The following is a 24,703-nucleotide window of genomic DNA, read 5'->3' on the forward strand; positions in this document are numbered from 1 at the left end:
AGTACGTTGTTTTTTAGTTTAATATAATTAGGAAGCAGAAGCCTTATTTTGCTGGATTTTTTTGATCGATTCTTCTGTTGGCGTCACATATAACGTTCGTTGGTTTTCATAAATCACATAACCTGGTTTTGCTCCATTGGGTTTGTGCACATGTTTTACTTGGACATAGTCGACAGGCACTTGTGAAGAAAGTCGATATTTTGAAAAATAAGCTGCTAGAAGTGCGGCTTCAGTAAGGGTTTCTTCGCTAGGATGTGCGTCACGAATAATTACATGAGATCCAGGAATATCTTTGGCATGGAGCCAATAATCAGTTTTTTTAGCGGTTCGTAAAGTCAATTGATCATTTTGCAAATTGTTTTTTCCAACGAGAATAGGTGTGCTATCTGTGGCATAAAAAAGATCGGGTTGGCTTTTTTTCGGCTGTTTTTGTTTTTTATTTTTTTTACGTTTTAAATAGCCTTGCTCAATCAGTTCTTCACGAATCACTTCAATGTCCATTGGTGTCGCAATTTCAAGTTGTGCCACAACTGACTCTAAATAAGAAATTTCTTGTTGCGTTTGCTGAATTTGTGTCTTAACAACTCGGACAGCATTTTTCAATTTTTGATATTTTTGAAAATATTTTTGTGCATTTTGATTAGGTGAAAGTGCAGGATTTAGCGAGATACGCAACGGTGCATTTTCTTCATAATAATTTGGTAATTCCACCTCGGTGGCTCCTTTTGGGACTTGTGCCATGAAGGTTGTTAATAGTTCTCCGTCGCGACGGTAATTTTCAGCGTTTTCTGTATCGGCTAAGGTTTGTTGTAATTTTTTAAGTTTCTTTTGATTTCTTTTTAGTTCATTTTCAATTTTGCGAATTAGTTCGCCGCCTTGTTGTTTGACACGGTCTTTCTCTGCTTTACCAGAATAAAAGGCATCTAGTAATTCACTGAGTGTCGCATACGTTGTTTGTTCACCAACTAATGATTGATAAGGAATGGGCGTAAAATATTCTTTTTTTTCAGTAACTGTTAATGTCGGTACAACAGCTTCAGTGACTGAGGACCAAAATTCCGTCCAGATGGCCATTTTTTCATTTGGTTGTGCAAGTAAACGGGCACTTAATTCGTCTGCTGTATCTTTGCCTAGACCTTGGAAATGTTGTTGTAAATAGCGTCCGTTTAATTCAGGAGCTGTAGAAAGAAGCGCAAAGACTTCTTCTTTTGCGGCCGTGAGCGGATTAAGCCCCATTGGTTTTGGCGGTTCAATATAAGTTGCTCCAGGAAGCAACGAACGATAACTATTTTGGCTCATTCCAATGTGTTTTATCGCATCTAAGATTTTTCCAGAAGATTGGTTAACTAAAACGATTGTACTGTGACGTCCCATTAATTCAACAATCAAAACAATATTTTGTAAGTCACCTAGTTCATCTCTTTTTGAAAAGGTGAAGTGAATCACGCGATCATTTTCTATTTGTTGAATCGTTTCTAAAATGGCACCGTCCAGAAATTTTCGTAACATCATCACAAAATTAGGAGGTGTTTCCGGATTGCTATAGGTAATTGTAGATAGTTGTATGCGCGCATAACTAGGATGTGCTGATAATAATAATTTATGGTTTTTACCTTTCGCACGAATGACTAAAACGACTTCGTTTTCATAAGGCTGATGGATTTTTGAAATCCGGCCACTTACGAGTGTTTCTGTCAACTCATGAACCATGCTATGAGTAAATACGCCATCAAATGACATAATAAATCCCTCGTTTCTTTCCGACTAATAGCTTTATTATAGCGGAGTTTTTGAATTTAAGAAAGAAGCTTGTTAAAAAGGAGTTGGGTTTTCCTTAGAAAGCTGGGGAAGTTTGCTGGTTTTTTTAGTAATTAAAGCGCAAGGGTAGGCAAGAAAGAAAATGATTAGTATAATAGATAAGAACTAAAAGCGAGGAGCGATTAGAAGTTGAATAATTTTATGGAAGAACTAAAAGAGGCACTTTATGAATTAAGACAAAGAAAACTGTTAATGATTACCGCTATTGTAGCATTAGTATTAATAATTGGCTCAATCATTTTTATTCCAACGATGCAAAAAAATATTCGAGCTGCTCAAGTTGAATCGTTAGTCGCAGGACCCATCAAATCAGAGAAAGTCAGTGTCTTAGATTACAAAACAGCAGACAAGAAAATCCAAGAAACAGGAGCCATGTCAGTCATGTTTGCTAAACCATCTGGCAAGCAATACGATCAAATGGTGAAGCTGTTTAATTCAGATAAAATGAATGAATTTCATCGATCGCTGTATATCTATCCGTTAATTTATAATGCTGGCAAAGCACAAGAGCAATACAATGTTAGCGGCGATGAGATTACGCTTGTTTTCTTTGAAAACGGCAAAGAAAAGACACGGACGGTTGTCGAAAAATCTATGGATTTAAAAACACAATTAATACCAGAATTAAATCGATTACCAATGGCTGGCGTTTTGAAAGACCAGCAAAAAGCGGCGCAAGAAGCTGAAAAAGAAGCAGCAAAGACCGCTGAAACACAGACGACGACCAGCACGACTGGCGTTGCTCAATCTACTGAAACGACGACAGAAAGCACTGATACAGTACCAGAAACTGGTGAATAATAGCTAGCTATGTTAAACTTAGACTGTAGAAAGTTTTAAGGAATTAGAAAGAGGGGATTTTCGATGGCATTAGTAATTTCAATGACGATTTTAGTAAGTTTATGGCTGATTCAATCGCAAAAACAAGCAGTTAAAGTTCCCGTGAAAATTGAAAGAAACCGAAACAATTAAGTGGTAAATATGCTGAAATAAAGAAAAACGAGCCTCTCATAAGAGTGGCTCGTTTTTTAGAAGTAAAAGAAATGCAAGAAAATAAAAACTTTTTCTTGACGAACAAAATCAATATAGTGTAGACTACCTTTAACAACATAACTAGGAGGGAAAATACATGACACAATTATCTAACGTAAAAGAAATGCACCAATCATGGCAAAACTGGCGTAGATAGTTGTATGTATGATTCTTTCATAGATACAACTTTAGAAGACTTATTCTAAAAAGTGTATCTATGCTGGTTATATTCAAGAAGAAAAAACGACCACATAGAGGACCCATCTATGTGGTTTTTGTTTTGCATAAAAACAACGACCACTCCTAAACACTTAGGATAAGTCGTTGTTTTTTTGCTACGAATCACTACGATTGGCACGAAGTGACAGAGTAGATGCAGGCTGCGTATACTCGCCGCAGTTTGGCCTTCAAGAGTGATGAGTAGCACAAGGTGAACGAAGAGAACGTTGTCCCATTCGTAGAAAAAGTACTCCTGCGATTCTCACCAAAGTTGCGATCCTCGTCGCAGTTAAATCCTGACAAGCACTACGATTGGCACAAAGTGACAGAGTAGATGCAGGCTGCGTATACTCGCCGCAGTTTGGCCTTCAAGAGTGATGAGTAGCACAAGGTGAACGAAGAGAACGTTGTCCCATTCGTAGAAAAAGTACTCCTGCGATTCTCACCAAAGTTGCGATCCTCGTCGCAGTTAAATCCTGACAAGCACTACGATTGGCACAAAGTGACAGAGTAGATGCAGGCTGCGTATACTCGCCGCAGTTTGGCCTTCAAGAGTGATGAGTAGTACAAGGTGAACGAAGAGAACGTTGTCCCAATCGTAGAAAAAGTGCTCCTGCGATTCTCACCAAAGTTGCGATCCTCGTCGCAGCTAAATCCTGACATTTGTAAAAAAGTGTTCCTAGGATTTTGACTAAGCAGAGGATTACGAATCTCAGTTTCACTTTCAACGGAAGAAACGCCCTATAGATAATGGTTTTATTATTAAAAAGAAAAAGTTGCCAAACAAAAGGGCAGTTAGGAGAATGCAAAATGAAAAATAAACGTTTAACGTTTGTCGTGTCTTTATTAGCTATTTATTTAATTGGTGCTTTTTTTGTGAATCAAAAAGTGACGAATTCAAAGAAAGAAACAGTTACTGTAGGGGTTCTGCAGTTTGTCAGTCACCCCGCATTGGATGAAATTTATAAAGGTGTTGAGGAAGGGTTAAAGGAAAATGGCTATGACAAAGGCAAAAACTTAGAAATTATTTTTCAAAATGGTCAAGCCGACCAGAGTAAGTTAGCAATCATGAGTCAACAATTAGTACAAAAAAAGGCAGACGTTTTAATTGGTATCGCCACGCCAGCTGCGCAAGCGTTAGCCAACACTACCCAAGAAATCCCGATCATTTTAGGCGCCATTACGGACCCTGTTAGTGCTGGATTGGTGAAAGACAATCAAAAGCCAGGCGGTAACATCACGGGTGTTAGTGATCAATCACCTTTGTCAGCCCAGATGGATTTACTAAAAGAATTGATACCAGCTGCCAAAAAAATAGGTATTCTCTATGCTTCCTCAGAAGAAAACTCTCGATACCAAGTAGCTGAAGTGCAGAAAGCAGCTGAAGCCAAAGGATTGACAGTGAAAACATATGCTGTGCCATCAAGTAATGAAATTGCACAAACGGTTCAAGTGATGACTAAGGAAACAGATGTGATTTATATACCAACTGATAATACGATTGCTAATGCCATGCAAACGGTAGTCGGAGAAGCAAATCGAACCAAGACGCCGATTATTCCTTCGGTGGATACAATGGTAGAACAAGGCGGTTTAGCAACTGTAGGGATTAATCAATATGCATTGGGGGTACAAGCCGGCAAAATGGCAGCAGAGGTTCTGTCTGGAAAAAGTCAACCAGCAACTACACCCATTTATACCTTTAATACAGGTGACACAATTATCAATGAAAAACAAGCTCAAAAGTTAGGAATTACGATTCCCGCAGAGTTAGCAAAAAAATCGAAATTGATTAACTAATTATCAAAGAAAGTAGGAGAAGCGATGATTGTTTCAGCAATTGGACAAGGAATGTTATGGGCCTTGTTAGGACTAGGTATTTTTATGACTTATCGTATTTTAAATTTTCCAGATATGACCACAGAAGGTTCATTTCCGTTAGGAGGGGCGGTTTGTGTAACTGCCATTACAACAGGGGTTTCACCATTTGTAGCGACTCTTTTAGGGGTCGGAGCAGGAATGCTTGCCGGTTTAGTGACTGGTTTACTATTTACAAAAGGAAAAATTCCAATTATTTTAGCAGGAATTTTAGTGATGTCTGGTTTAAATTCCGTGATTTTATTTGTGATGAAATCGCCAAATAAGTCTTTATTAAACCAACCGAAGATTCAAGATGTTTTTCAAAAAATGGCCTTACCAGATTATTATGATACTATTTTTTTAGGGATTAGTGTTTTGGCTGTGGTAATGATTTTACTGTTATTTTTCTTTAACACTAGTTTAGGACAAGCCTATATTGCGACAGGTGACAATGAAGAAATGGCTCGCTCGATTGGCATTCAAACGGATCGCATGAAAATTTTAGGATTGGTTTTATCGAATGGCTTGATTGGCTTATCTGGCGCTTTGATTGCCCAAAATGATGGATATGCGGATGTAAGTAAAGGAACCGGTGTCATTGTGATTGGCTTGGCTTCACTCATTATTGGTGAAGTACTGTTTGGAGAATTAACGTTTGGTGAACGGCTGATGGCGATTGTTGTAGGGAGTATTATTTATCAACTATTGATTTTATTAGTGATTAAATTAGGCTTTGATACGACGTATTTGAAAATCTTCTCAGCAGTGATTTTAGCAATCTGTTTAATGATCCCACAATTGAAAAAAGCATTACGACTACACGGCTTTTCTGATAAGGGGGAAACGAAATGAAACCAGTTGTTGAATTAAAAAATGCGACAAAAATCATTGATAATGGGATGAATGAAAAAAAAGTGATTTTGGATCATGTGAACTTAGCCATTTATCCTGGGGACTTCATTACTGTTTTAGGTGGAAATGGCGCAGGCAAGAGTACGCTATTCAATAGTTTAGCAGGAACTTTGACACTAACAGAAGGACAATTTTTAATTGAAGGAGTCAATCGCACCAATCTTTCTGAAGTCAAACGGGCCAAATCTCTAGCGCGTGTTTTTCAAGATCCTAAAATGGGGACAGCACCAAGAATGACTGTGGCAGAAAATTTATTGCTTGCCATGAAACGCGGACAAAAACGTCCCTTAACATTACGGAAGATAAATGAGCAACGCGCCTTGTTTACAAAAATCTGCCAAGAAGTTGGCAATGGCTTGGAAAATCATCTGGATACACCGACAGGTAACCTTTCTGGCGGTCAACGCCAAGCCTTAAGTTTATTAATGGCCACTATCACAAAACCAGAATTATTACTTTTAGATGAGCATACTGCTGCCTTAGATCCCAAAACATCCAAGCAGTTGATGCACTTAACGGAACAACGGATTGAAGAAGGGAACTTAACTTGTTTAATGATTACCCATCGAATGGAAGATGCTTTACGATATGGCAATCGTTTAATTGTTTTACAAAAAGGTAAAATTGTTCAAGATTTAAACGCTGCTGAAAAAGCACAATTAACGCTACAAGATTTGTTGCTGTTCTTTGAAGAAGTAGAATAAAAAAACAAGCTCAGAAAATGAGCTTGTTTTTTTATTTTTTGACCAATCGGAAGAGTCGCTTGGGGAAAAAACGTTTGACAATTCGTTCCAGTAGCGATGTCACCATAAAGCCCGCTGCGATGGCTGCAGCAGTAAAGACAACTTTTAAAATCAACTGCAAACCGTCATCAATATTTCCTAACAAAATGCTCCGAACTGCTTGATAGGCAGGGCCTCCTGGCACTAAAGGAACCAAACTCGGAATATAAAAAATAATCATCGGCATTTTTTTGTAACGGGAAAAAAAGATACTAGCGATTCCTAACCCGACCGTTCCTAAAAAGTTTGCAAAGGTTTGACTAGCATCAAAAGTTTGCGTTAAGACATAATAAATCATCCAGCCTGTCATGCCAGTAATGCCACAAGCCACCAGTGCTTTACGAGGAATGTTCGTAATAATACCAAACGTCACAGTCGCTAAAAAACTAAAGAGAAGATGAAAAATTAGTTCCATTTGAACACTCCTTACATAAATAATTTAAAAATCAAGGCAATTCCCAGGCCAACAGACCCAGCAATAAAAATAGCTTCTGTCCCTCGCGCCGTCCCGCTGATGAGGTGGCCCGCTAAAATGTCGCGAAAAGAGTTCGTAATCGCCACACCTGGAACTAACGGCATTACCGCACCAATAATAATATTATCGATGTTGACCGCTAAGTGAAAATGCACAGCCAAATAGGCCAACAAACCAATGACAAAAGCGGCTGCGAATGAATCGAGGTAAGGAACTTGGAATAACTTTTGGGTAAAAAGATAACTGGCATACCCAATCACGCCAACAAAAAAAGTTGCAATAAAATCTTGCCAAGTGCCACCAAAAATGTACATTAACGTACAACTAACAATCCCGGCTGCTAACAAGCGTAACGAAATTGAAAAAGTGGGGGTATCTGTTTCTAATAGAGTTAAGCGCTGATAAAGCTCTGGTAGAGTAATCTCTTTTTGCGCAAATTCTCTTGATAATTGATTGACAAGGCTAACTTTTTCCAAATTAATCGAGCGCTGGGGGATGTTTTCTAATTGCGTATAATTACTGGAACGAAAACCCACGAAAATCCCTGTAGCCGTCGTGTAACAAACGCTCTCTGGCTCGCCAGCATTTGCTGCAATCCGAGTAATTGTATCTTCGGTTCTATATACTTCAGATCCGCTTTCCAGCATAATTTTTCCAGCTAAAATGCAAGTATCAATAATTAATTGTTTTCTTTTTTCGCTATTAACCAAAGGAATGGCTCCTTTCATTTCGAGTTCACTTTTAGTGTATCATTTTTTTTAAGAACTGTACGCAATTTAAAACAGAGATAGAAAAAAAGTGTGATTTTTTACAAAAATGAAACGAATCTTAAGAATAAATGAAAACAAATAAGGAATTAGTAAAAATTATGGCTTAGTTGTAAGAATCTAGGATCTTTCCTTGCATTTTAGTAGGAAACATCCTATCCTAAACATAGAAAAGCAAAGGGGTCAATAAAAATGGACAACCAATGGTTACTCTACGGAATTAGCAGTGTCGTATTAATTATTTTAATCAGAAGAACAATCCTATCAGGAAACATCGTATTAAGTTGTTTGTTGGGAGCGATTTTGCTGATTCAAGTAGTGGGAGTAGCTCTCTGTGCACAGCAGAAAAAGAAAAATGAACATACAAAAGAACTACCTTCTTCTAAAGTACATCAATAGAAGAAGGTAGTTTTCTCTTATAGTAAATCAAATTTTTTCAAGCCATTAACAATGCCATTCTCAGTATTTTTAGTTGAAATAAAGGTGGCTTTTTCTTTTAGTTCTTCTCGCGCATTACCCATGGCAATTCCATAATCACAGGCCTCAAACAGCGCCAAATCATTGATGCCATCACCAAAGGCATAAGTCGGAATGCCGTTTAATCCCAAGGTGTTAAAAAGATTTTTGACACCAGAGCCTTTAGAAACCCCTTTACGAACAATATCTATTGAAAAAGGACCATTGCGATAAAAGGTCAATTCAGGAAACCGCTCATAGTAATATTCATCATCATCGCCATGTTGACTTAAGACCAACATCATGTTGACGGCATCATTCTCATAACCTGTGGGATCAATTTCTGGAACAGCTGAATGAATATAATCATAGGCTTGTTTCACTGTGCCAGTATGCCCTGTACAAAAAATACGGCGCTCATTGTAAAAAGCCAATTCATGACCACGCTGTTTGACATGTTCATGCAGTGAAACACATTCCTCTGTTGTAAATTCATCTGAATAAATCGTTTTTCCTTCATAATGAATAAATTGCCCGTTCATTACAATCGCAGAATCAATGCCACTGGCTTTCATAATTGGCTGAATCTCACACAAGGTCCGTCCTGTCGCAATTAAAGGTAAAATTTGATTGTCTTTCAAGGCCGCCACTGCTGCGGTAATCTCAGGAGTTATTTGCGATGTTCCATCTAACAAAGTTCCATCTAAATCAAAAAAAGTAATAGCTTTCATTTTATCCATACCCTAACATCCTCTCTACGTTTGTTATTTTAACAAACTTTTCTGAAAAGACAATGGGTTCCTTTCGTTTTCTTTAAAAGAGCAGGAAAAAAATGATTTTTGATGGTTCTGTAAAGGATTTTTGAAGAAATATAGAATCGGTTGGTACAAATTCAATTTTAGAGTATACTACAATAGAGCAGTTTTATGAAAAGTGAATAAGGAGTGAATGAAATGAATATATTAATGATTGAAGACAATGAATCCGTCTCAGAAATGATGCAAATGTTTTTCTTAAATGAAGGGTGGGAAGCTACCTTTAAAGATGATGGCAAAGAAGGATTGGCAACTTTTCTTGCTTCGCCAGAAAAATGGGACATGATTACGTTAGACTTAAACTTACCTAGTATGGATGGGATGGCTGTTTGTCGTGAAATTCGCAAAGTTTCAGCCAATGTTCCCATTATTATGTTGACTGCTCGTGATTCTGAAAGTGACCAAGTAATTGGCCTTGAAATGGGTGCGGATGATTATGTGACAAAACCATTTAGTCCATTAACTTTGATTGCACGGATGAAAGCTCTACATCGTCGTGCCGAGGTGGCAGAGGCTGCGCATGATACGTCTGAGAATACAGATGAAACATTTGACGTGATTACGGATCATTTTAAAATGAATACGAAAACACGAGAAACATATTTAGATAATCAATTAATTGAAGGCTTAACACCTAAAGAATTTGATTTGCTATACACTTTAGCAAAAAAACCACGCCAAGTCTTTTCACGCGAACAACTACTAGAATTGGTTTGGGACTATCAATACTTTGGCGATGAACGGACAGTTGATGCCCATATCAAAAAATTACGACAAAAAATTGAAAAAGTGGGTCCTCAAGTCATCCAAACGGTTTGGGGCGTAGGGTATAAATTCGACGATTCAGGTGTTGCTTAATGAAGTATTTGTATCAACAATTACTTGCTTTTATAGGTGTGATTGCTCTGATAATTCTCATTGTCGGAACGTCTTTCACACAATTGACCAAGCGCACAATGCAAGAAAATAACTATGAACAGCTGTATGGTTATGCAGAATCGGCTTTAGAAACACGTGACTTTTTTATTAATGTTGCAGGTGTTTCAGATCGAGATGTTTTATCCTATTCATTTCAGTTGACTGAGCGCGTACTCCAGAAGCAAGATGTGCAATTTGTGTTTATTAACAAGGACCGCGAAGTGCAGTACCCACCAGTTGATAGCACAAAAAAATTAGACTTTTCCTTAATCGATAAAAATTGGGATCAAATCATGAAAGGCAATCGTGTTTATGCAACAGAAAACATTGATATTTACGGGGCCCGAAATACTTCGTCCTATGTAATGTTACCGGTGTATGCATCAAATCAGTCTTCTGATAAAAAAGTGATTATTGGTTCACTCGTTATTACACAACCTGCCAAAAACGTTGACCGAAGTGTTCAGTCCGTGACACAAAACTTGATTAAAGGCTTTATTTTTTCTGGTGTGATTGCCTTGTTACTAAGTTATCTATTTGCGACTTTCCAAGTGAAACGAATTAATCGGATGCGTAAAGCCACCAAAGAAATCACTAGTGGAAATTTTGATATTCAATTACCAGTCCATGACAAAGATGAATTTGATGACCTAGCAGAAGATTTTAATAAAATGGCTGCGTCTTTAAAAGAATCACAAGAAGAAATCAATCGGCAAGAAGAGCGCCGTCGTCAATTTATGGCGGATGCTTCTCATGAAATGCGGACGCCTTTAACAACTATTAATGGCTTGTTAGAGGGATTGCAGTATAATGCTATTCCTGAAAATCAAAAAGAGAATGCGATTAAACTGATGCAAAATGAGACCGCTCGCTTGATTCGCTTAGTCAATGAAAATCTTGATTATGAAAAAATTCGGACCAACCAGATTCAAATTGTTGTGAAGAAGTTCAACGGAACAGAAGCTTTAGAAAATATTGTGACTCAACTAACGGCCAAAGCTGAAGCCGCTGGTAATCAATTGTATTTAGACACCACCGAACCAATTGATGTGTATGCCGATTATGATCGTTTCGTTCAAGTAGTTGTCAATATTGTTCAAAATGCCATCCAATTTACTGAAAATGGCGAAATTCATATTGCTTTAGAAAAAGGCTATTTAGAAACTATTGTCCGTATTTCTGATACAGGAATCGGCATGACGGAAGAGCAAATTCTGAATATCTGGGATCGTTATTACAAAGTAGATCCATCCCGTAAAAATACGAAATATGGAGAATCAGGATTAGGCTTACCAATCGTTCAACAATTGGTCCGTTTGCATAAAGGAAAAATCAATGTTGAAAGTGAACTTGGTAAAGGCACCACATTTATTATTTCATTTCCTGATGTTGAAATTACTGAAAACTAAAGAAAACGTCTGGTCACAATCAGTGCCAGACGTTTTTTTAGTTTAATAACGCATGTAGAGACAGAGGGTGCACATAGGGACTATCAATAATTTGTGGCTCTTTTGTCAGAAATAGCAAGCGCTTGTTTCTTTTTTGAACTGCTATTTTTAATTGAGGTAAAATTTCTTGACGTTGTCCAATCGTTAATGAAGAAAAGATGTCATCAATCACTAACGTACTTGTTTTTGAAAGCAAAAGTTGTATTATGCGCATTTTAATTTTTTCAAAAGTCGTAAAAGAAGTAAAGGAACGACCAAGTAAGGCAGGTTCTAATTGGAACACCTGGAAAGCTTCGGCTAGAACTACTTTTCGATCCCGTTCTTTGATCGTACTAGCGATAAATAAATTTTCTTCTAATGGCAAGTAGGGCAGAAAGGTTTCACTAGAAGAAAGCCTAGTAATGGTTAGTTGGTTTGTTTGGAAAACATCGGCCAATGCGAGTTCTTGTTCTGGAGCAGAATAAATGATTCCATAAACTTCTCGCAAAGCTAACGCGTCGAATGAGGATTTTTTTTCGGTTGTTTTTTTGAATGATGGTGTGACATTCATAGAAAATCCCTCCCTTATTTCTGATGTGTGCGTAAATAAATCAATGTAAAAGGAGTCCCGCAAACAAGAGGAATACCAAGCAAGATTAAGCAGTTAACAAAGCAATTACGGATTGTATAAAGTGACTGCATACTTTTAAAATCAAAAGAAAACGCTTGGATCGTTTGAATCCCTAAATGCTGGATATTTGTAATCGTGACATCCTGGTCGGTACTTTTAGCTAAAAATGCTGGAGTTTCCAAATGAGACCACTGTAAAATAGCATCACGAGCAGCCCAAAGAACAGTATTATACGTTTCTTGAAACATTAAAGTGAAAAGTAAAAAAATGAAAATTCCTAATAGAGCCGGTAAACATAACTCTAGTAAGAGCTGTTTGGTGACATACATATTTGAAAAGTGCATGTGATACCATGTATGTATTTCTTCCTTTTTTATGCGTAATGTCACATACATCAACAGAAGAAAAGTAACACCAAAGAAAATGACACTACCTAGATAGAGGTGCCAATAGTATTGAATCAGTTGGTAATGGTAACTAGTTTGTTTTTCAATATCGACAAAGTCTGGCATCGTTCGTAAAAACTCTTTTTCAAAATCAATTAAGTTAAACAGCCCAGTCAATAAGAAAGAGAACAGGAAGAAGAAGAGTGCGGTGATTAACGTGATTTTTTTATGATAAAAACTACTAGCTGTAGCGTAACGGACACTTCTCATCAACTTTCACCTCTCTAAACTATCTTTAGTATAGTGAAATAATATGAATTAATTATGAAAAAGTAGCAAAAAAGCTTGAGCAAATTGCTCAAGCTTTTTGAAGATTTATTTACCCGTTTTTTGATAGCCTTGATAACTGTCAGTGTGATATTCATCAACGGTTGATTTATTATTGTTTTTACTGTAAACACTCGTTGATTTTTCACCTTTTTCTTTTTCAATTGCTTCCAGTTGTTGCAATTGGTTCTTGTAATCATAGTCTTCTGGGTTAACTGGTTTTAAGCCGCTATTGGTATAGAAACGAAGCAAGTCACCGTTAGTAATTTGGTCAGACGTTTCTAATTGTTTCGTCGCTTTGGCTTTTAAATCAGCGACTTCTTTCTTAACTTCTTCGGTTGGTTCTGTAATTAAAGTGCCTGTTTTAGTATCGTAAATGCTAGAACCTAAAATAGTATATTTAGGTGTTACAACATTGCCGTTGCGGAAAGCAACGATTTGATTGTGTTGTTTAGAGAATAAATCTTGGCCTAGCTGAATGTAGTTTTTCGTATCGACACCAAGCAAGTGTAGAAGGGTTGGTAAGGCATCAACTTGGCCGCCATACGTATGGTTCACACCGCCATTTTCTTGACCAGGAACGTGAATCATATAAGGAACACGTTGCATATTGGCGTTGTCAAAATCGTTCCAATCTGCTTTGGTTTTACCTACTAATTCTGCTAAGTTTTGGTTTCTTGAATTAGAAACCCCATAGTGATCGCCATAAAGAACAATGACTGAGTTTTCATAGAGACCTGAAGATTTCAAGTAGTTAAAGAATTCTTCTACCGCTTTGTCTAAATAATTCGCTGTTGCGAAATAACCATTAATTGTTTCGTCAGAGGTTTTTGCAATTGGGAATCCTGCTTCATCGTTTGTAAATTGAGAATAAGGATAATGATTGGATACAGCAATAAATTTAGAATAGAACGGTTGTTGTAAATGTTCTAAATATTGAACGGATTGATTAAAGAATGGTTTATCGTGTAACCCATATTGGAATGAGTTATCTGAATTAACATCATAATAACTAGCATCAAAGAAATAGTCATAGCCTAAACGTTTATAGGTTTCATTCCGATTCCAGAAGTTACCGGCATTTCCGTGGAAAGCAGCGCTAGTGTAACCTTGCGTTTGTTTTAAAATATCGGGTGCTGCTTCAAACGTATTTTTCCCACCAACTTGTGTAAAGAGTGAACCTTGATCTAAACCAAATAGTGAATTTTCAAGTAACGTTTCGGCATCACTTGTTTTTCCTTGACCAACTTGGTGGAAGAAGTTATCAAAGCTAAAGGTACTTTTACTATTGTAAAGACTATTGATAAATGGTGTGACTTCGTGTTCTACGCCATTTTCATCTTTTAATTTGTAATTAACTAAAAATTGTTGGAAACTTTCTAAATGGATATAAATTACATTTTTGCCTTTTGCAATACCAAACTTACTATCATCGGGTGCCGCATATTGTTGTTTCACGTAATCTTCAACTTGTTTCATATCGTTAGCACTAGCTTCGGCACGGACTTGGTTTGTTTGGTAAGTTGTAATGCCATCGTACACGGTAAAGGCATTTAAGCCTAAGAATTTCACGATATAGTCACGAGAGAATTGACGTCCTAATAATTGGGGACGTTCTGTTTCAGCCATAAATAGATTGAATAAGAAAAAGACAACAGAAAGGAGTGTGACAGAGACTGCTACACGTGCGCGGACTGGACGCGCATCTGTTTTAATTTTTTTTGTTAATAATAATACGCCAATAATAATGAAGTCTAAGAAATAAATGACGTCATAAGGTCTAAAGAGACGTAAGGCACTTTCGCCAAGACCGCTAGCTACTTTGCCAGCACCAAGCATCGTATTAACTGTGATGAAGTCAGTAAATTCTCGATAATACACGACATTTGAGAAGAGCAGTAAACTCATCAAGAAGTAAATAATCATCATTGTAATATAAGAAGCTTTTTTACGGCGAACATACAAAGCGATGGCTAATAAAAAGACCGTTGTGGCAATTGGATTAATTAAGAGTATGAAATACTCGTTAATATTTTCCAAACGTAAATGGAAATCAACGGCGTACGCAAAGAGGTTTTTTAGCCACAGTAAGATGGCGATTAGCGAGAATAACCCCAGTCGCGTGTTCAAAATATTTGTTTTAAATAATTTTTTCAAAATAAACGTCCTTTCTAAACGATGATTCTATAAAAGTAAAATTAGGTAAATTTCGTATTTTACAATATCGCTTTAATTTTACTCTTTCACAAATTTTATGTCAATTCTTACCGAAGTGAGGAATGGTGATGTTAAAGAAAACTTACTATTTCCTTAAACTTTTTAGTTCGTTAAATGACGTGAAGCTTGAATCCTTTAAAGACAGATGGGCCTTTTTTTGCTATACTAGATAGGACTTTGAAAAGTAGGTGTACAGAATGAAACTTCAAGTAACTAAAAAAGCAGAACATAAATTTAAAAAAGGATATCCTTTAATTCAGAAAGAAGATTTGCAACAAGTGCCAGCGCCGTTACCAACAGATTGGCTTACTTTGATTGATAGTAAAGGCCAGCGTTTAGCTGAAGGATATTTAGGCAAACAAAATAAAGGAATTGGTTGGTTGCTGTCATGGCATGGACCAATTAATCAATCTTTTTTTCAACAACTCTTTGAAATAAGTCGTGAGAAGCGGACGTCTTTTGAAAAGGATTCGCTAACAACCGCGTATCGATTATTTAATGGAGAAGGGGATGGCATTGGGGGTCTAATCATCGATCGCTATGCAGATTACGCCGTTTTTTCATGGTATAATGAAACCCTTTATCAGAAAAAAGCCGAACTTTTGACGACGTTTCGCACAGTTTATCCTGACATTATTGGTGCCTACGAAAAAATTCGCTTTTCCACAAAAGATTTACCAGAATCACAGTTTTTATATGGTGAACAAGCACCCGAGCCATTACTTGTGACTGAAAATGGCGTTCAATTTGCTACCTATTTAAACGAAGGATTAATGACAGGCATCTTTTTAGATCAAAAAGAAGTTCGTGGTCGATTAGTAGATGGTTTTGCAGGAGGTAAAACAGTCTTAAATATGTTTAGTTATACAGGTGCTTTTTCAGTAGCTGCCGCTATGGGAGGTGCCGTGGCCACCACTAGTGTGGATTTAGCTAAACGAAGCTTACCGAAAACGACTGAGCAATTTGAAGTCAATCATTTAAATCTTGCCCCGCAAAAGATTATTGTCATGGATGTTTTTGACTACTTTAAATATGCTTCACGTAAAGGCTTGAGTTATGACATGATCATTTTGGATCCGCCAAGTTTTGCTCGTAACAAAAAGAAAGTTTTTTCCGTTGCTAAAAATTATGGGGAGCTAGTGAAAGATTCTATTGATATTTTAACGGATAAGGGAACGCTTATTGCCTCAACCAATGCGGCAAATTTATCCTTAGCCAAATATCAAAAAATGGTAATCACTGCCTTGCAAGAGAAAAATGTCCGTTACAAGATTACGGACACGTATCAATTACCGGCAGACTTTCAAGTGAATCCTAATTTTCCAGAAGGTAATTACTTAAAAGTCCTGTTTATCGAAATTGAAAAATAATTTTTTACACCAAGCAAAAGTCCCAGCGCCGCTAATTGGCATTGGGACTTTTGCTTGGTTTTTATTTTATAGTAACTTTTGGGCTTTTTGGGTGTTTGCAAAATGCAGCTTCGCGTAATTCGCTAATAAGTCTAGGCCGCCTTTTTTCAAAATACGGGCGGCTACTTGGTCTGATTTGCTGCCAGCACCAGAGGGCACAGAGAAACCCAATTCTGCAGATTCTTTGTCTAACTCTTCTAAAAAAGCAGCGCGGCTAATAATAGAGGCGGCAGCAACAGCAACATGATACTGCTCTCCTTTAGTGACGAAGAACAATTTTTCAGTGACTTGATTTTTTTCATTACGAACATATTTCCGATAGTTATTTTCAGGCGTGAACTGGTCAATCAAAATCCCTTCTGGCTTTGTGGGAGCCAATTCTTGCAGCAACAGATAAATCGCTTGGTTATGCAAAGCGACTTTCATGTGTACAGCATTGTAGTTTGGTTGGATCTCATTGTATTTTTTGGGTTCAACGATTAATAACTTGTAAGGAATCAGTTCTTTAATGACATGTGACAATTGAATAATTTGTGGGTCGGTTAATTCTTTGGAATCACGAACACCTAATGCTTTTAGTTTGCTAATCATGCTTTTGTCAACATAGGCAGCACAGACAGTTACTGGACCAAAATAGCTGCCATTACCGACTTCATCGGAACCTATCACAGACCAGTTGCCAAAATCAGCAGGCAGTGTAGTAGTCTGGGGAGAAATTTTTTTCTTTGGTGTGGTACTCGTTCCTTCCCAACGAGCGGCCTCTTTTTCAGCTTGAGGTCCCTGAAACATGACTTTACCTGATTGATAAGCAGTGATGGTAGTGGTACCAACCTTGGCCACAAAGACAGTATAAGGGACCGTTTTATTTAAACGATTGGGTTGATAAACAGTGGTCATCTCTGCTAATGTTTTTTTACTAACTTTAATTACGTGATTCTGTGCCATCAATTGTTCCTCATTTCTTGATATTTCTTCTTTACTATAGTAAAGGAAAAACAAGTAAATGAAAAGGTTTTGCGTTAGCTTGTTCCTGAAAATGACAATGTTTAGGAAATGTATAATTTTTTTCTATAGTTGGACGCTAGTTGTTATCTAAATTTTTATTCAGTGCTATACTGTGGGAGAGAAGGAGACGATGAAAGAGTCGACTAGAACAAGGGGTGATGTGTTTGAGAAGAAAAAAAGAAATGCAAGAAAATGAACCAATAGCAGTGACTGCTAACGCGGAACGCTATTATCCAGAAGATAAACAAGGCTTGACGGCCGCACAAGTTGAAGAAAGACAGCGAAAAGGCTTAGTCAATGCCGCCGTCGACACAGAGTTTATCACAACGAAACAGATTGTTATTAATAACGTATTTACGTATTTCAACTTAATTTTTGTGGTACTAGGTGTGTTATTAATGCTGGTACAATCTTATAAAAATATGACCTTTTTGCCAGTAGTAATCATTAATACGGTCATTGGAATTTACCAAGAAATTAAGTCGAAGAAAGTATTAGATAGCTTAAATATTCTAAACGCTACAAAAGTAACCGTTGTGAGGGATGGCCAAGAACAAGAAATTTCGCCAGATGAACTGGTTTTGGATGATGTGGTGCTCTTTAAATCGGGTGAACAGATTTCTGGGGATGCAATTGTCTTATCTGGTGAAGTCCGTGTGAATGAATCCTTGTTAACTGGGGAATCTGATGAGATTACCAAAGTAGCAGATAGTCAACTTTTGTCAGGTAGCTTTATTGTGTCAGGTTCTTGTTATGCAAGAATTGATAAAATTGGCGCTGAGGCCTATGTTCATCAATTAACGCTTGAAGCCAAATCAATTAAAAAAGGGGAACAATCAGAGATGGTCGGTTCCATTAACCGTTTGGTGAAATGGGTAGGGATTATTATTATCCCGATCGGCTGTGTTCTATTTTTCCAAAGTTATTTCATCAACCATCAAGGGCTTCATGACAGCATTGTCTCCATGGAAGCTGCCTTGATTGGGATGATTCCGGAAGGGTTGTACCTTTTAACAACCGTTGCATTAGCTGCCAGCACAATGCGCTTAGCGAAGCGCGGCGTTTTATTGCACAACATGAAAAGTATCGAATCCTTAGCACGTGTTGATGTGTTATGTGTAGATAAAACAGGAACAATTACTGAAAACACGATGGAAGTCCAAGAGTTGGTTCCTGTGGTGAGTATCGAAAATGATGGTACAGACTTAACCAATGTCGAAAAATTAATTGGCGATTTTTGCCGAACAATGTCAGCTGACAATGATACGATGAAAGCGATGAAAGAATTTTTTGTTACTAATAATCAAAGGGAAGCCGTTAGCTACACCTCGTTTTCGTCTGTCGAAAAATTTAGTAGCGTGACTTTCCCGGAAGCGACGTATATTCTTGGGGCGCCAGAGATGATTTTGAGAGACAATTATGAAATGTATCAATCTGAAGTGGAACATTATACAAGTCAAGGCTATCGCTTATTGGTGTTCGGAAAGTATTTAGGAGAATTTCAGGAAACGTTGGCAGCAGAGGTTCAACCTCTAGGCTACATTCTTCTTTGGAATCCGATTCGTAAAGAAGCCAAAGCAACTTTTGAATATTTCGCTGAACAAAATGTGGCTATTAAGGTCATTTCTGGTGATAATCCTTTAACAGTATCCAATGTAGCACAAGTGGCAGGCATTATTGGTGCTGAAAATTATGTGGACGCGCGAACATTAACTACAATGGAAGCCCAGACAGAAGCGTTAGAAAAATACACCGTTTTTGGTCGTGTCACGCCAGAACAAAAGAAACAATTTGTACTATTGTTGAAAAAATTAGATCATACAGTGGCGATGACAGGGGATGGAGTCAATGATATTTTAGCCATGAAAGAAGCAGATTGTAGTATTGCCATGGCTTCAGGAAATCAAGCTACAGCACAAGCCTCGCAAGTTGTGTTGTTAGATTCTGATTTTTCAACGATGCCGGAGGTTGTCTTTGAAGGCCGCCAAGTAGTTAATAACATTGAACGCTCTTCAAGTTTATTCCTTGTAAAAAATATTTTCTCCTTGCTGATGTCTGTCTTTGCTATGATTTTTGCCGTGACATATCCTTTACAACCGACACAAGTCACATTGATTAGTTTATTTACAATTGGGATTCCTTCGACATTTCTAGCTTTGGAACCAAATCATCGTCGCATTGAAGGGAAATTTCTTTTCAATGTGTTATCAAAAGCAATTCCTGGTGGGTTAACGGATATGTTAGTAGTCGGTGCTTTACTAATTTGTGGTGATATTCTTGCACTTCAAAAAACGGACATTTCAACGACTGCAACATTGTTGCTAGTTTCAGTCGGTTTTATGGTTCTTTATAAAATTAGTTCACCAATGAATCGTTACCGCAAGCGCGTAATGATTGGTTGTTTAATCGGAATGGTTATTACAAGTATTTCCATGAAAAACTTGTTCTCGTTAACTTCGGTATCGCCAACAGCCTTGTTACTTTTAGCCATTCTTTTCTTTGCAGCAGACTCAACTTTCCAACATTTATCAACCATTTCTGAAAAAGTTCAATTATGGTTTTATAAGAAAAGACATTAGGAGCAAAACACCGAGCCAAAATTATTTTGGTTCGGTGTTTTTTGTTTTTTATTGTTGGGAAAAATAAAAACACTTGTACCTAGTTAATCCTTGATAGTATAAACCTAACCAATTATTTTAGATAGGAAGGATTGAATAAAAATGAAAAAAAGAAGTTTTGTCTATTGGGGAATGTTTTTCATTCTTTTGTCGATGCTGATAACGCCTTTTCTGAAACTTGAAACAGGATATGCGCAAACGGAACCAACTAGTACCAGTGAAACCAATCAAATTTCTGCTACGCCAAACGTAGTGCCGCGTAAGCAAGTGGGCAACATTGTGACAGCGATTCAGCTAACGGATAAAGAGGGAAACCCACTTGGGACCATTAATCAATATACAGACATCTACCTCCGAATTGAGTTCAACTTACCGGATAATACCGTTAATAGTGGGGATACGAGTGTGATTACTTTACCCGAAGAGCTACGTCTCGAGAAAAATATGACCTTTAATGTAGTAGATGATACAGGTGCTGTGGTTGCAATCACACAGACCGATGTAGCAAATAAAACGGTCACGTTAACGTATACAGATTACGTAGAAAACCATGCCAATATTAGTGGGTCTTTATATTTTACAAGTTTGATTGATTTCGAAAATGTCGAAAATGAATCCAAGATTCCTATTTACGTCACGGTTGAAGGGGAAAAAATATTTGCTGGCGATCTTGATTACCAAGGTGAAGGCGATGATGTTAACGAAAAATTTAGCAAGTATTCATGGTTTATCGAAGACGATCCAACCGAAATTTACAATGTGCTACGGATTAATCCAACAGGGCAAACGTATACTGATTTAGAAGTAGAAGATGTGCTAAAAACAGAAAGTTTAAGTTATATGAAAGACACTATGAAAATTGAACGAGGACAATGGACACTGGATGGAAATGCTATTTGGCAGTTCACGCCAGAGGAAGATATAACTGATCAGTTGGCTGTCCAGTATGGTCCTGGTGACCGCAATTTTTCGGTGCATTTTGGTAATATTGGGACTAACGAATATCGTATCACCTATAAAACCAAAATCGATCATCTTCCCGAAAAAGGTGAAACCTTCACAAATTATGCAAAATTAACAGAAAATCAAACGGTGGTGGAAGAAGTCGAAGTGAGTCGTGTCTCACAAACGGGTGGTGGAGAAGCTAATGGTGAACAATATGTTGTTGAAATTCATAAAGAAGATGAAGCAGGCCAGCGTTTAGCAGGTGCAGAGTTTAAACTCATTCGTAACTCAACCAATCAAACAGTGGCCAAAATCACAACAGATCAAAACGGAACAGCGATTGTTAAAGGCTTGTTAAAAGATAACTATACTTTAGAAGAAACCAAAGCACCTACCGGTTACCAGCTTTCGCAAAACAAGATTTCAATAACACCTGAAGACTTTGGTAAAAACTTAGTTGCACTGAAAACTGTTGTGAATCATAAGATTTCATATCAACCAGTCGCTGCTTCATTTTTAGCTGGAAAAGTTCTTTTAGGAAAACCACTGAAGGATGCTGAATTTCAATTTGAATTGTTAGATGAGAACGGTACAGTACTAGAAACGGTTAGTAACGATACTTTAGGGAAAATTCAATTTTCACCATTAACCTTTGAAACTCCCGGAAACTATCAATACACCATTCGGGAAGTAAACACGCAACAGGCAGGTGTTTCCTACGATACGCACAACCTTCAAGTTCAAGTAACCGTCGAGGCGCTTTTAGGAAATCTTGTGGCGACTACTCAGTATGATGGAGGTCAAGTATTTACTAATCACTATACGCCAGAAGAACCTATAGAAAGTACCACACCACCAACGAGTGGGACAACAGATACTACCACGAATTCAACCACAGAAACTACTTCAATAACCATTGAAAAACAGGCGATTCGTAATAAGGAATTGCCAAAAACAGGAGAAACAAAAGAAAACGCGTTTCTTTTCTTAGGTAGCCTTCTTTTGATTCAAGGAGTATTTATCTATTTTAAAACGAAAAAATAATCGCTTAGATAGTTTCAGTAATCGAGACAAAATGTGCAAATTTCGAGAGATTTAGCTTGTTCATTTGAGTTTGGAGTGGTTCTGTGCTATACTATTTTTAGCGTAATGATACTAGTTGGGAGTGAGCGGATTTCTGCTCACTCTTTTTGATGGAAAAGTCATCAGGACACGGTTCGTTACATCAATCTCGAAGGAGGCGAAAATTTTGAGTAGTGCTGTGGAAACAGTAACAAAGTTAGTCACACCAATCTTAGAAGAACAAAATTTTGAACTTGTGGAAGTAGAGTTTGTTAAGGAAGGAAAAAATTGGTTTTTACGAGTATTTATCGATAAAGAAGGTGGCATTGATATTGAGGAATGTGCCTTTGTCAGCGAAAAATTAAGTGAAAAACTAGATGCAATGGATCCAGATCCAATTCCGCAAGCGTACTTTCTGGAAGTTTCTTCTCCGGGAGCAGAACGTCCGTTAAAGAAAGAAAGCGATTATGAACAAGCGGTAGGTAAGTACATTCATATTTCTCTTTATCAAGCAGTTGATGGAGAAAAACAGATTGAGGGTACCTTAGTCCATCTTGATTCAGAACAATTAACATTAAGTGTAAAAATTAAAACCAGAGTGAAGGAAATGACTTTTGAACGTAAAAATATCGCAAAAGCTCGTTTAGCCATTCAATTTTAATCAACAGACTCGAATGTAAAAAAGGGTCCACTAAAAGTTTTACTTTTAGCTAGGCCTGTGACAAGTTTTAACGAGAAGTTTTTCCCTTGGAAGAAGAACCACTCGTTCAGCTTTAACGAATCCATAGGAGGAAAAGAAAAACAATGAGCAAAGAAATGTTAAATGCATTAGACGTATTAGAAGCTGAAAAAGGGATTCCTAAAGATACGGTGATTGAAGCGTTACAAGCAGCTTTAGTTTCTGCATATAAAAGACATTATGGACAAGCAAGCAACGTCGAAGTTGAATTTGAACCAAAAAAAGGCAATATTCATGTGTATGCTGTCAAAGAAGTAACAGAAGAAGTATTTGATTCACAACTGGAAGTTTCATTAAAAGATGCCGTTGCATTAAATGGTGCATATGAAATCGGCGACAAAATTCGTTTTGAAGTTACACCAAAAGACTTTGGCCGCATTGCTGCCCAAACAGCAAAGCAAGTAATTTTACAACGTGTCCGTGAAGCAGAAAGAACAATTATTTATAATGAATTTAGCGAATACGAAAATGACATCATGCAAGGAATTGTTGAACGTCAAGATCGTCGTTATATCTATGTAAACTTAGGTAAAATCGAAGCAGTCTTATCAAAACAAGATCAAATGCCAAATGAATTTTACCAACCGCATGATCGGATTAAAGTTTACGTATCACGTGTTGAAAACACATCAAAAGGCCCACAAGTTTTTGTAAGCCGTAGTCATCCAGATTTACTAAAACGTCTTTTTGAACAAGAAATTCCAGAAGTTTATGATGGAATTGTTGAAATCGTAAGCGTCGCTCGTGAAGCTGGCGATCGTTCAAAAGTAGCCGTTCGTTCAACAGATCCTAATATTGATCCAGTGGGTACCTGTGTCGGTCCAAAAGGCCAACGTGTCCAAGCGATTGTGAATGAATTAAAAGGCGAAAATATGGATATTGTGGAATGGAACGAAGATCCAGCTATTTATATTAGTAATGCCTTGAATCCAGCTCAAGTATTAGATGTTATTTTTGATCCAGAAAATAGCAAAGCATGTACAGTCGTTGTACCTGATTATCAATTGTCATTAGCAATTGGTAAACGTGGTCAAAATGCGCGCTTAGCTGCTAAATTAACGGGCCATAAAATTGATATCAAATCAGAATCTGATATGGCTGAATTTTATGAACAACAAGCCAATCAAGAAGTTGCCGAAGTTGCAGAAGAAATGGATGAAGCAATTATCCATTCAGATATGACGGCAGATGATTACGAAAACTTGGCTGCTGAAGAAGCAGTTGTTGAAGCAGAAATTACAGAAGAATTACCTGAACAAGAATAACGTTTTTGGAGGGTGAAAAAATGAAAAAGAGAAAAATTCCAATGCGTAAATCGGTTGTTTCAGGCGAAATGAAACCGAAAAAAGAATTAGTCAGAATTACTCGCTCCAAAGAAGGCGAAGTGGCCTTAGATCCAACTGGTAAATTACCTGGACGTGGCGCTTACGTTGATTTGGATCCTGCGGAAGTCCAAAAAGCTTGGGATAAAAAAATTCTTGATCGTGTCTTAGAAACAAAATTAAGTGATGAATTTTATCAAGAACTATTGGATTATGTAACACATCAAAAAGCCCGCAAAGAGTTGTTTGGCGATGGAAAATAAAACCAAAATTTTGAACCTTTTAGGTTTAGCAATGCGCGCCGGTAAATTAGTCACAGGCGAGGAATTAACCCTTAAAGATATTCGTGCAAACAAAGCGAAATTTGTGTTTGTTGCGCAAGATGCCAGTGAGAATACTAGAAAGAAAATCAAGGACAAAAGTTCTTATTATAATGTTCCTGTTAGCGAACTGTTCAGTCAATTCGAGCTCAGCCAAGCGATTGGGCGACCACGAATGGTTATCGGAGTAACTGATGCAGGATTTGCCACCAAAATCAAGGAATTACTAAAAGGTTAGGAA

22 protein-coding genes are annotated in these 24,703 nt (G+C 37.4%); 14 read left to right on the plus strand and 8 right to left on the minus strand.

The window, feature by feature from the left end:
• Positions 1 to 27: 27 nt before the first annotated feature.
• A complete protein-coding gene (gene efbA, locus IGL36_RS05205) occupies positions 28 to 1,740 on the minus strand; it encodes a fibronectin-binding protein EfbA (protein ID WP_002357882.1) in 1,713 nt (570 codons plus the stop codon).
• A gap of 219 nt (positions 1,741 to 1,959) precedes the next feature.
• Between efbA and IGL36_RS05210 the strand changes: the two genes are divergently transcribed.
• From IGL36_RS05210 to IGL36_RS05225, 4 genes are all read left to right on the plus strand, one after another.
• Positions 1,960 to 2,619: a hypothetical protein gene (locus IGL36_RS05210; protein ID WP_002386659.1), complete on the plus strand. Its 660-nt coding sequence runs from the start codon at positions 1,960 to 1,962 to the stop codon at positions 2,617 to 2,619.
• Positions 2,620 to 3,879: 1,260 nt separating this feature from the next.
• Positions 3,880 to 4,869, plus strand: coding sequence for a tryptophan ABC transporter substrate-binding protein (trpX, locus tag IGL36_RS05215; protein ID WP_002357880.1), 990 nt, complete (start codon positions 3,880 to 3,882; stop codon positions 4,867 to 4,869).
• Between the two features lie 24 nt (positions 4,870 to 4,893).
• Complete coding sequence (locus tag IGL36_RS05220; protein WP_002357879.1) at positions 4,894 to 5,781, plus strand: ABC transporter permease; 888 nt, start codon at positions 4,894 to 4,896, stop codon at positions 5,779 to 5,781.
• Positions 5,778 to 6,545 carry an ABC transporter ATP-binding protein gene (locus IGL36_RS05225; RefSeq protein WP_002357878.1) on the plus strand — a complete coding sequence of 256 codons (768 nt, stop codon included), beginning with the start codon at positions 5,778 to 5,780 and terminating at the stop codon, positions 6,543 to 6,545. The genes IGL36_RS05220 and IGL36_RS05225 overlap by 4 nt, the downstream gene beginning before the upstream one ends.
• 31 nt (positions 6,546 to 6,576) lie before the next feature.
• On the opposite strand, the gene IGL36_RS05230 is transcribed toward IGL36_RS05225, so the two are convergent.
• A complete protein-coding gene (locus IGL36_RS05230) occupies positions 6,577 to 7,038 on the minus strand; it encodes a threonine/serine exporter family protein (protein WP_002357877.1) in 462 nt (153 codons plus the stop codon).
• A gap of 11 nt (positions 7,039 to 7,049) precedes the next feature.
• Positions 7,050 to 7,826, minus strand: a complete 777-nt coding sequence (locus tag IGL36_RS05235; protein ID WP_002378231.1) for a threonine/serine exporter family protein — start codon at positions 7,824 to 7,826, stop codon at positions 7,050 to 7,052.
• A gap of 231 nt (positions 7,827 to 8,057) precedes the next feature.
• On the opposite strand from IGL36_RS05235, the gene IGL36_RS05240 reads away from it, so the two are divergent.
• A complete protein-coding gene (locus tag IGL36_RS05240; RefSeq protein WP_002357875.1) occupies positions 8,058 to 8,264 on the plus strand; it encodes a hypothetical protein in 207 nt (68 codons plus the stop codon).
• A 17-nt stretch (positions 8,265 to 8,281) separates the two neighbouring features.
• On the opposite strand, the gene IGL36_RS05245 is transcribed toward IGL36_RS05240, so the two are convergent.
• Positions 8,282 to 9,061: a Cof-type HAD-IIB family hydrolase gene (locus tag IGL36_RS05245; protein WP_002363786.1), complete on the minus strand. Its 780-nt coding sequence runs from the start codon at positions 9,059 to 9,061 to the stop codon at positions 8,282 to 8,284.
• A 213-nt stretch (positions 9,062 to 9,274) separates the two neighbouring features.
• Between IGL36_RS05245 and IGL36_RS05250 the strand changes: the two genes are divergently transcribed.
• Both IGL36_RS05250 and IGL36_RS05255 read left to right on the plus strand, forming a co-directional pair.
• Positions 9,275 to 9,994 carry a response regulator transcription factor gene (locus tag IGL36_RS05250; protein WP_002381953.1) on the plus strand — a complete coding sequence of 240 codons (720 nt, stop codon included), beginning with the start codon at positions 9,275 to 9,277 and terminating at the stop codon, positions 9,992 to 9,994.
• Positions 9,994 to 11,463, plus strand: a complete 1,470-nt coding sequence (locus IGL36_RS05255) for a sensor histidine kinase (RefSeq protein WP_002357872.1) — start codon at positions 9,994 to 9,996, stop codon at positions 11,461 to 11,463. The genes IGL36_RS05250 and IGL36_RS05255 overlap by 1 nt, the downstream gene beginning before the upstream one ends.
• A gap of 37 nt (positions 11,464 to 11,500) precedes the next feature.
• On the opposite strand, the gene IGL36_RS05260 is transcribed toward IGL36_RS05255, so the two are convergent.
• The 3 genes from IGL36_RS05260 to IGL36_RS05270 all read right to left on the minus strand — a co-directional run bounded on the left by IGL36_RS05260 (position 11,501) and on the right by IGL36_RS05270 (position 14,982).
• A complete protein-coding gene (locus IGL36_RS05260) occupies positions 11,501 to 12,052 on the minus strand; it encodes a hypothetical protein (protein WP_002397841.1) in 552 nt (183 codons plus the stop codon).
• 14 nt (positions 12,053 to 12,066) lie between these two features.
• Positions 12,067 to 12,768: a hypothetical protein gene (locus IGL36_RS05265; RefSeq protein ID WP_002397842.1), complete on the minus strand. Its 702-nt coding sequence runs from the start codon at positions 12,766 to 12,768 to the stop codon at positions 12,067 to 12,069.
• Between the two features lie 105 nt (positions 12,769 to 12,873).
• Positions 12,874 to 14,982, minus strand: coding sequence for an LTA synthase family protein (locus IGL36_RS05270; RefSeq protein WP_002357869.1), 2,109 nt, complete (start codon positions 14,980 to 14,982; stop codon positions 12,874 to 12,876).
• Positions 14,983 to 15,239: 257 nt separating this feature from the next.
• On the opposite strand from IGL36_RS05270, the gene IGL36_RS05275 reads away from it, so the two are divergent.
• On the plus strand, positions 15,240 to 16,412 hold the full coding sequence (locus IGL36_RS05275) for a class I SAM-dependent rRNA methyltransferase (protein WP_002397843.1): 1,173 nt from the start codon (positions 15,240 to 15,242) through the stop codon (positions 16,410 to 16,412).
• Between the two features lie 66 nt (positions 16,413 to 16,478).
• Here the strand turns inward: IGL36_RS05275 and rnhC are convergent, their stop codons facing one another.
• A complete protein-coding gene (rnhC, locus tag IGL36_RS05280) occupies positions 16,479 to 17,396 on the minus strand; it encodes a ribonuclease HIII (protein ID WP_002393198.1) in 918 nt (305 codons plus the stop codon).
• 218 nt (positions 17,397 to 17,614) lie between these two features.
• On the opposite strand from rnhC, the gene IGL36_RS05285 reads away from it, so the two are divergent.
• The 6 genes from IGL36_RS05285 (at position 17,615) to IGL36_RS05310 (ending at position 24,700) form a co-directional block, all read left to right on the plus strand.
• Complete coding sequence (locus tag IGL36_RS05285; protein ID WP_002397844.1) at positions 17,615 to 20,035, plus strand: cation-translocating P-type ATPase; 2,421 nt, start codon at positions 17,615 to 17,617, stop codon at positions 20,033 to 20,035.
• Positions 20,036 to 20,176: 141 nt separating this feature from the next.
• Positions 20,177 to 22,063 (plus strand): Ig-like domain-containing protein, encoded by a 1,887-nt coding sequence (locus tag IGL36_RS05290; protein WP_010817924.1) that lies wholly within the window; start codon positions 20,177 to 20,179, stop codon positions 22,061 to 22,063.
• Between the two features lie 205 nt (positions 22,064 to 22,268).
• Positions 22,269 to 22,742 carry a ribosome maturation factor RimP gene (rimP, locus tag IGL36_RS05295; RefSeq protein WP_002357863.1) on the plus strand — a complete coding sequence of 158 codons (474 nt, stop codon included), beginning with the start codon at positions 22,269 to 22,271 and terminating at the stop codon, positions 22,740 to 22,742.
• A 143-nt stretch (positions 22,743 to 22,885) separates the two neighbouring features.
• Positions 22,886 to 24,085 carry a transcription termination factor NusA gene (gene nusA, locus IGL36_RS05300; RefSeq protein WP_002357862.1) on the plus strand — a complete coding sequence of 400 codons (1,200 nt, stop codon included), beginning with the start codon at positions 22,886 to 22,888 and terminating at the stop codon, positions 24,083 to 24,085.
• 20 nt (positions 24,086 to 24,105) lie between these two features.
• Entirely contained in the window at positions 24,106 to 24,405 is a 300-nt protein-coding gene (gene rnpM / locus IGL36_RS05305; RefSeq protein ID WP_002363794.1) for an RNase P modulator RnpM, read from the plus strand.
• Positions 24,395 to 24,700, plus strand: a complete 306-nt coding sequence (locus IGL36_RS05310) for a YlxQ-related RNA-binding protein (protein WP_002357860.1) — start codon at positions 24,395 to 24,397, stop codon at positions 24,698 to 24,700. Before rnpM ends, IGL36_RS05310 begins: the two co-directional genes overlap by 11 nt.
• The last annotated feature ends 3 nt before the right edge of the window (positions 24,701 to 24,703 follow it).

It is taken from the genome of Enterococcus sp. AZ011 (assembly GCF_050548355.1).
GTDB classification, from domain to species: Bacteria; Bacillota; Bacilli; order Lactobacillales; family Enterococcaceae; genus Enterococcus; species Enterococcus faecalis.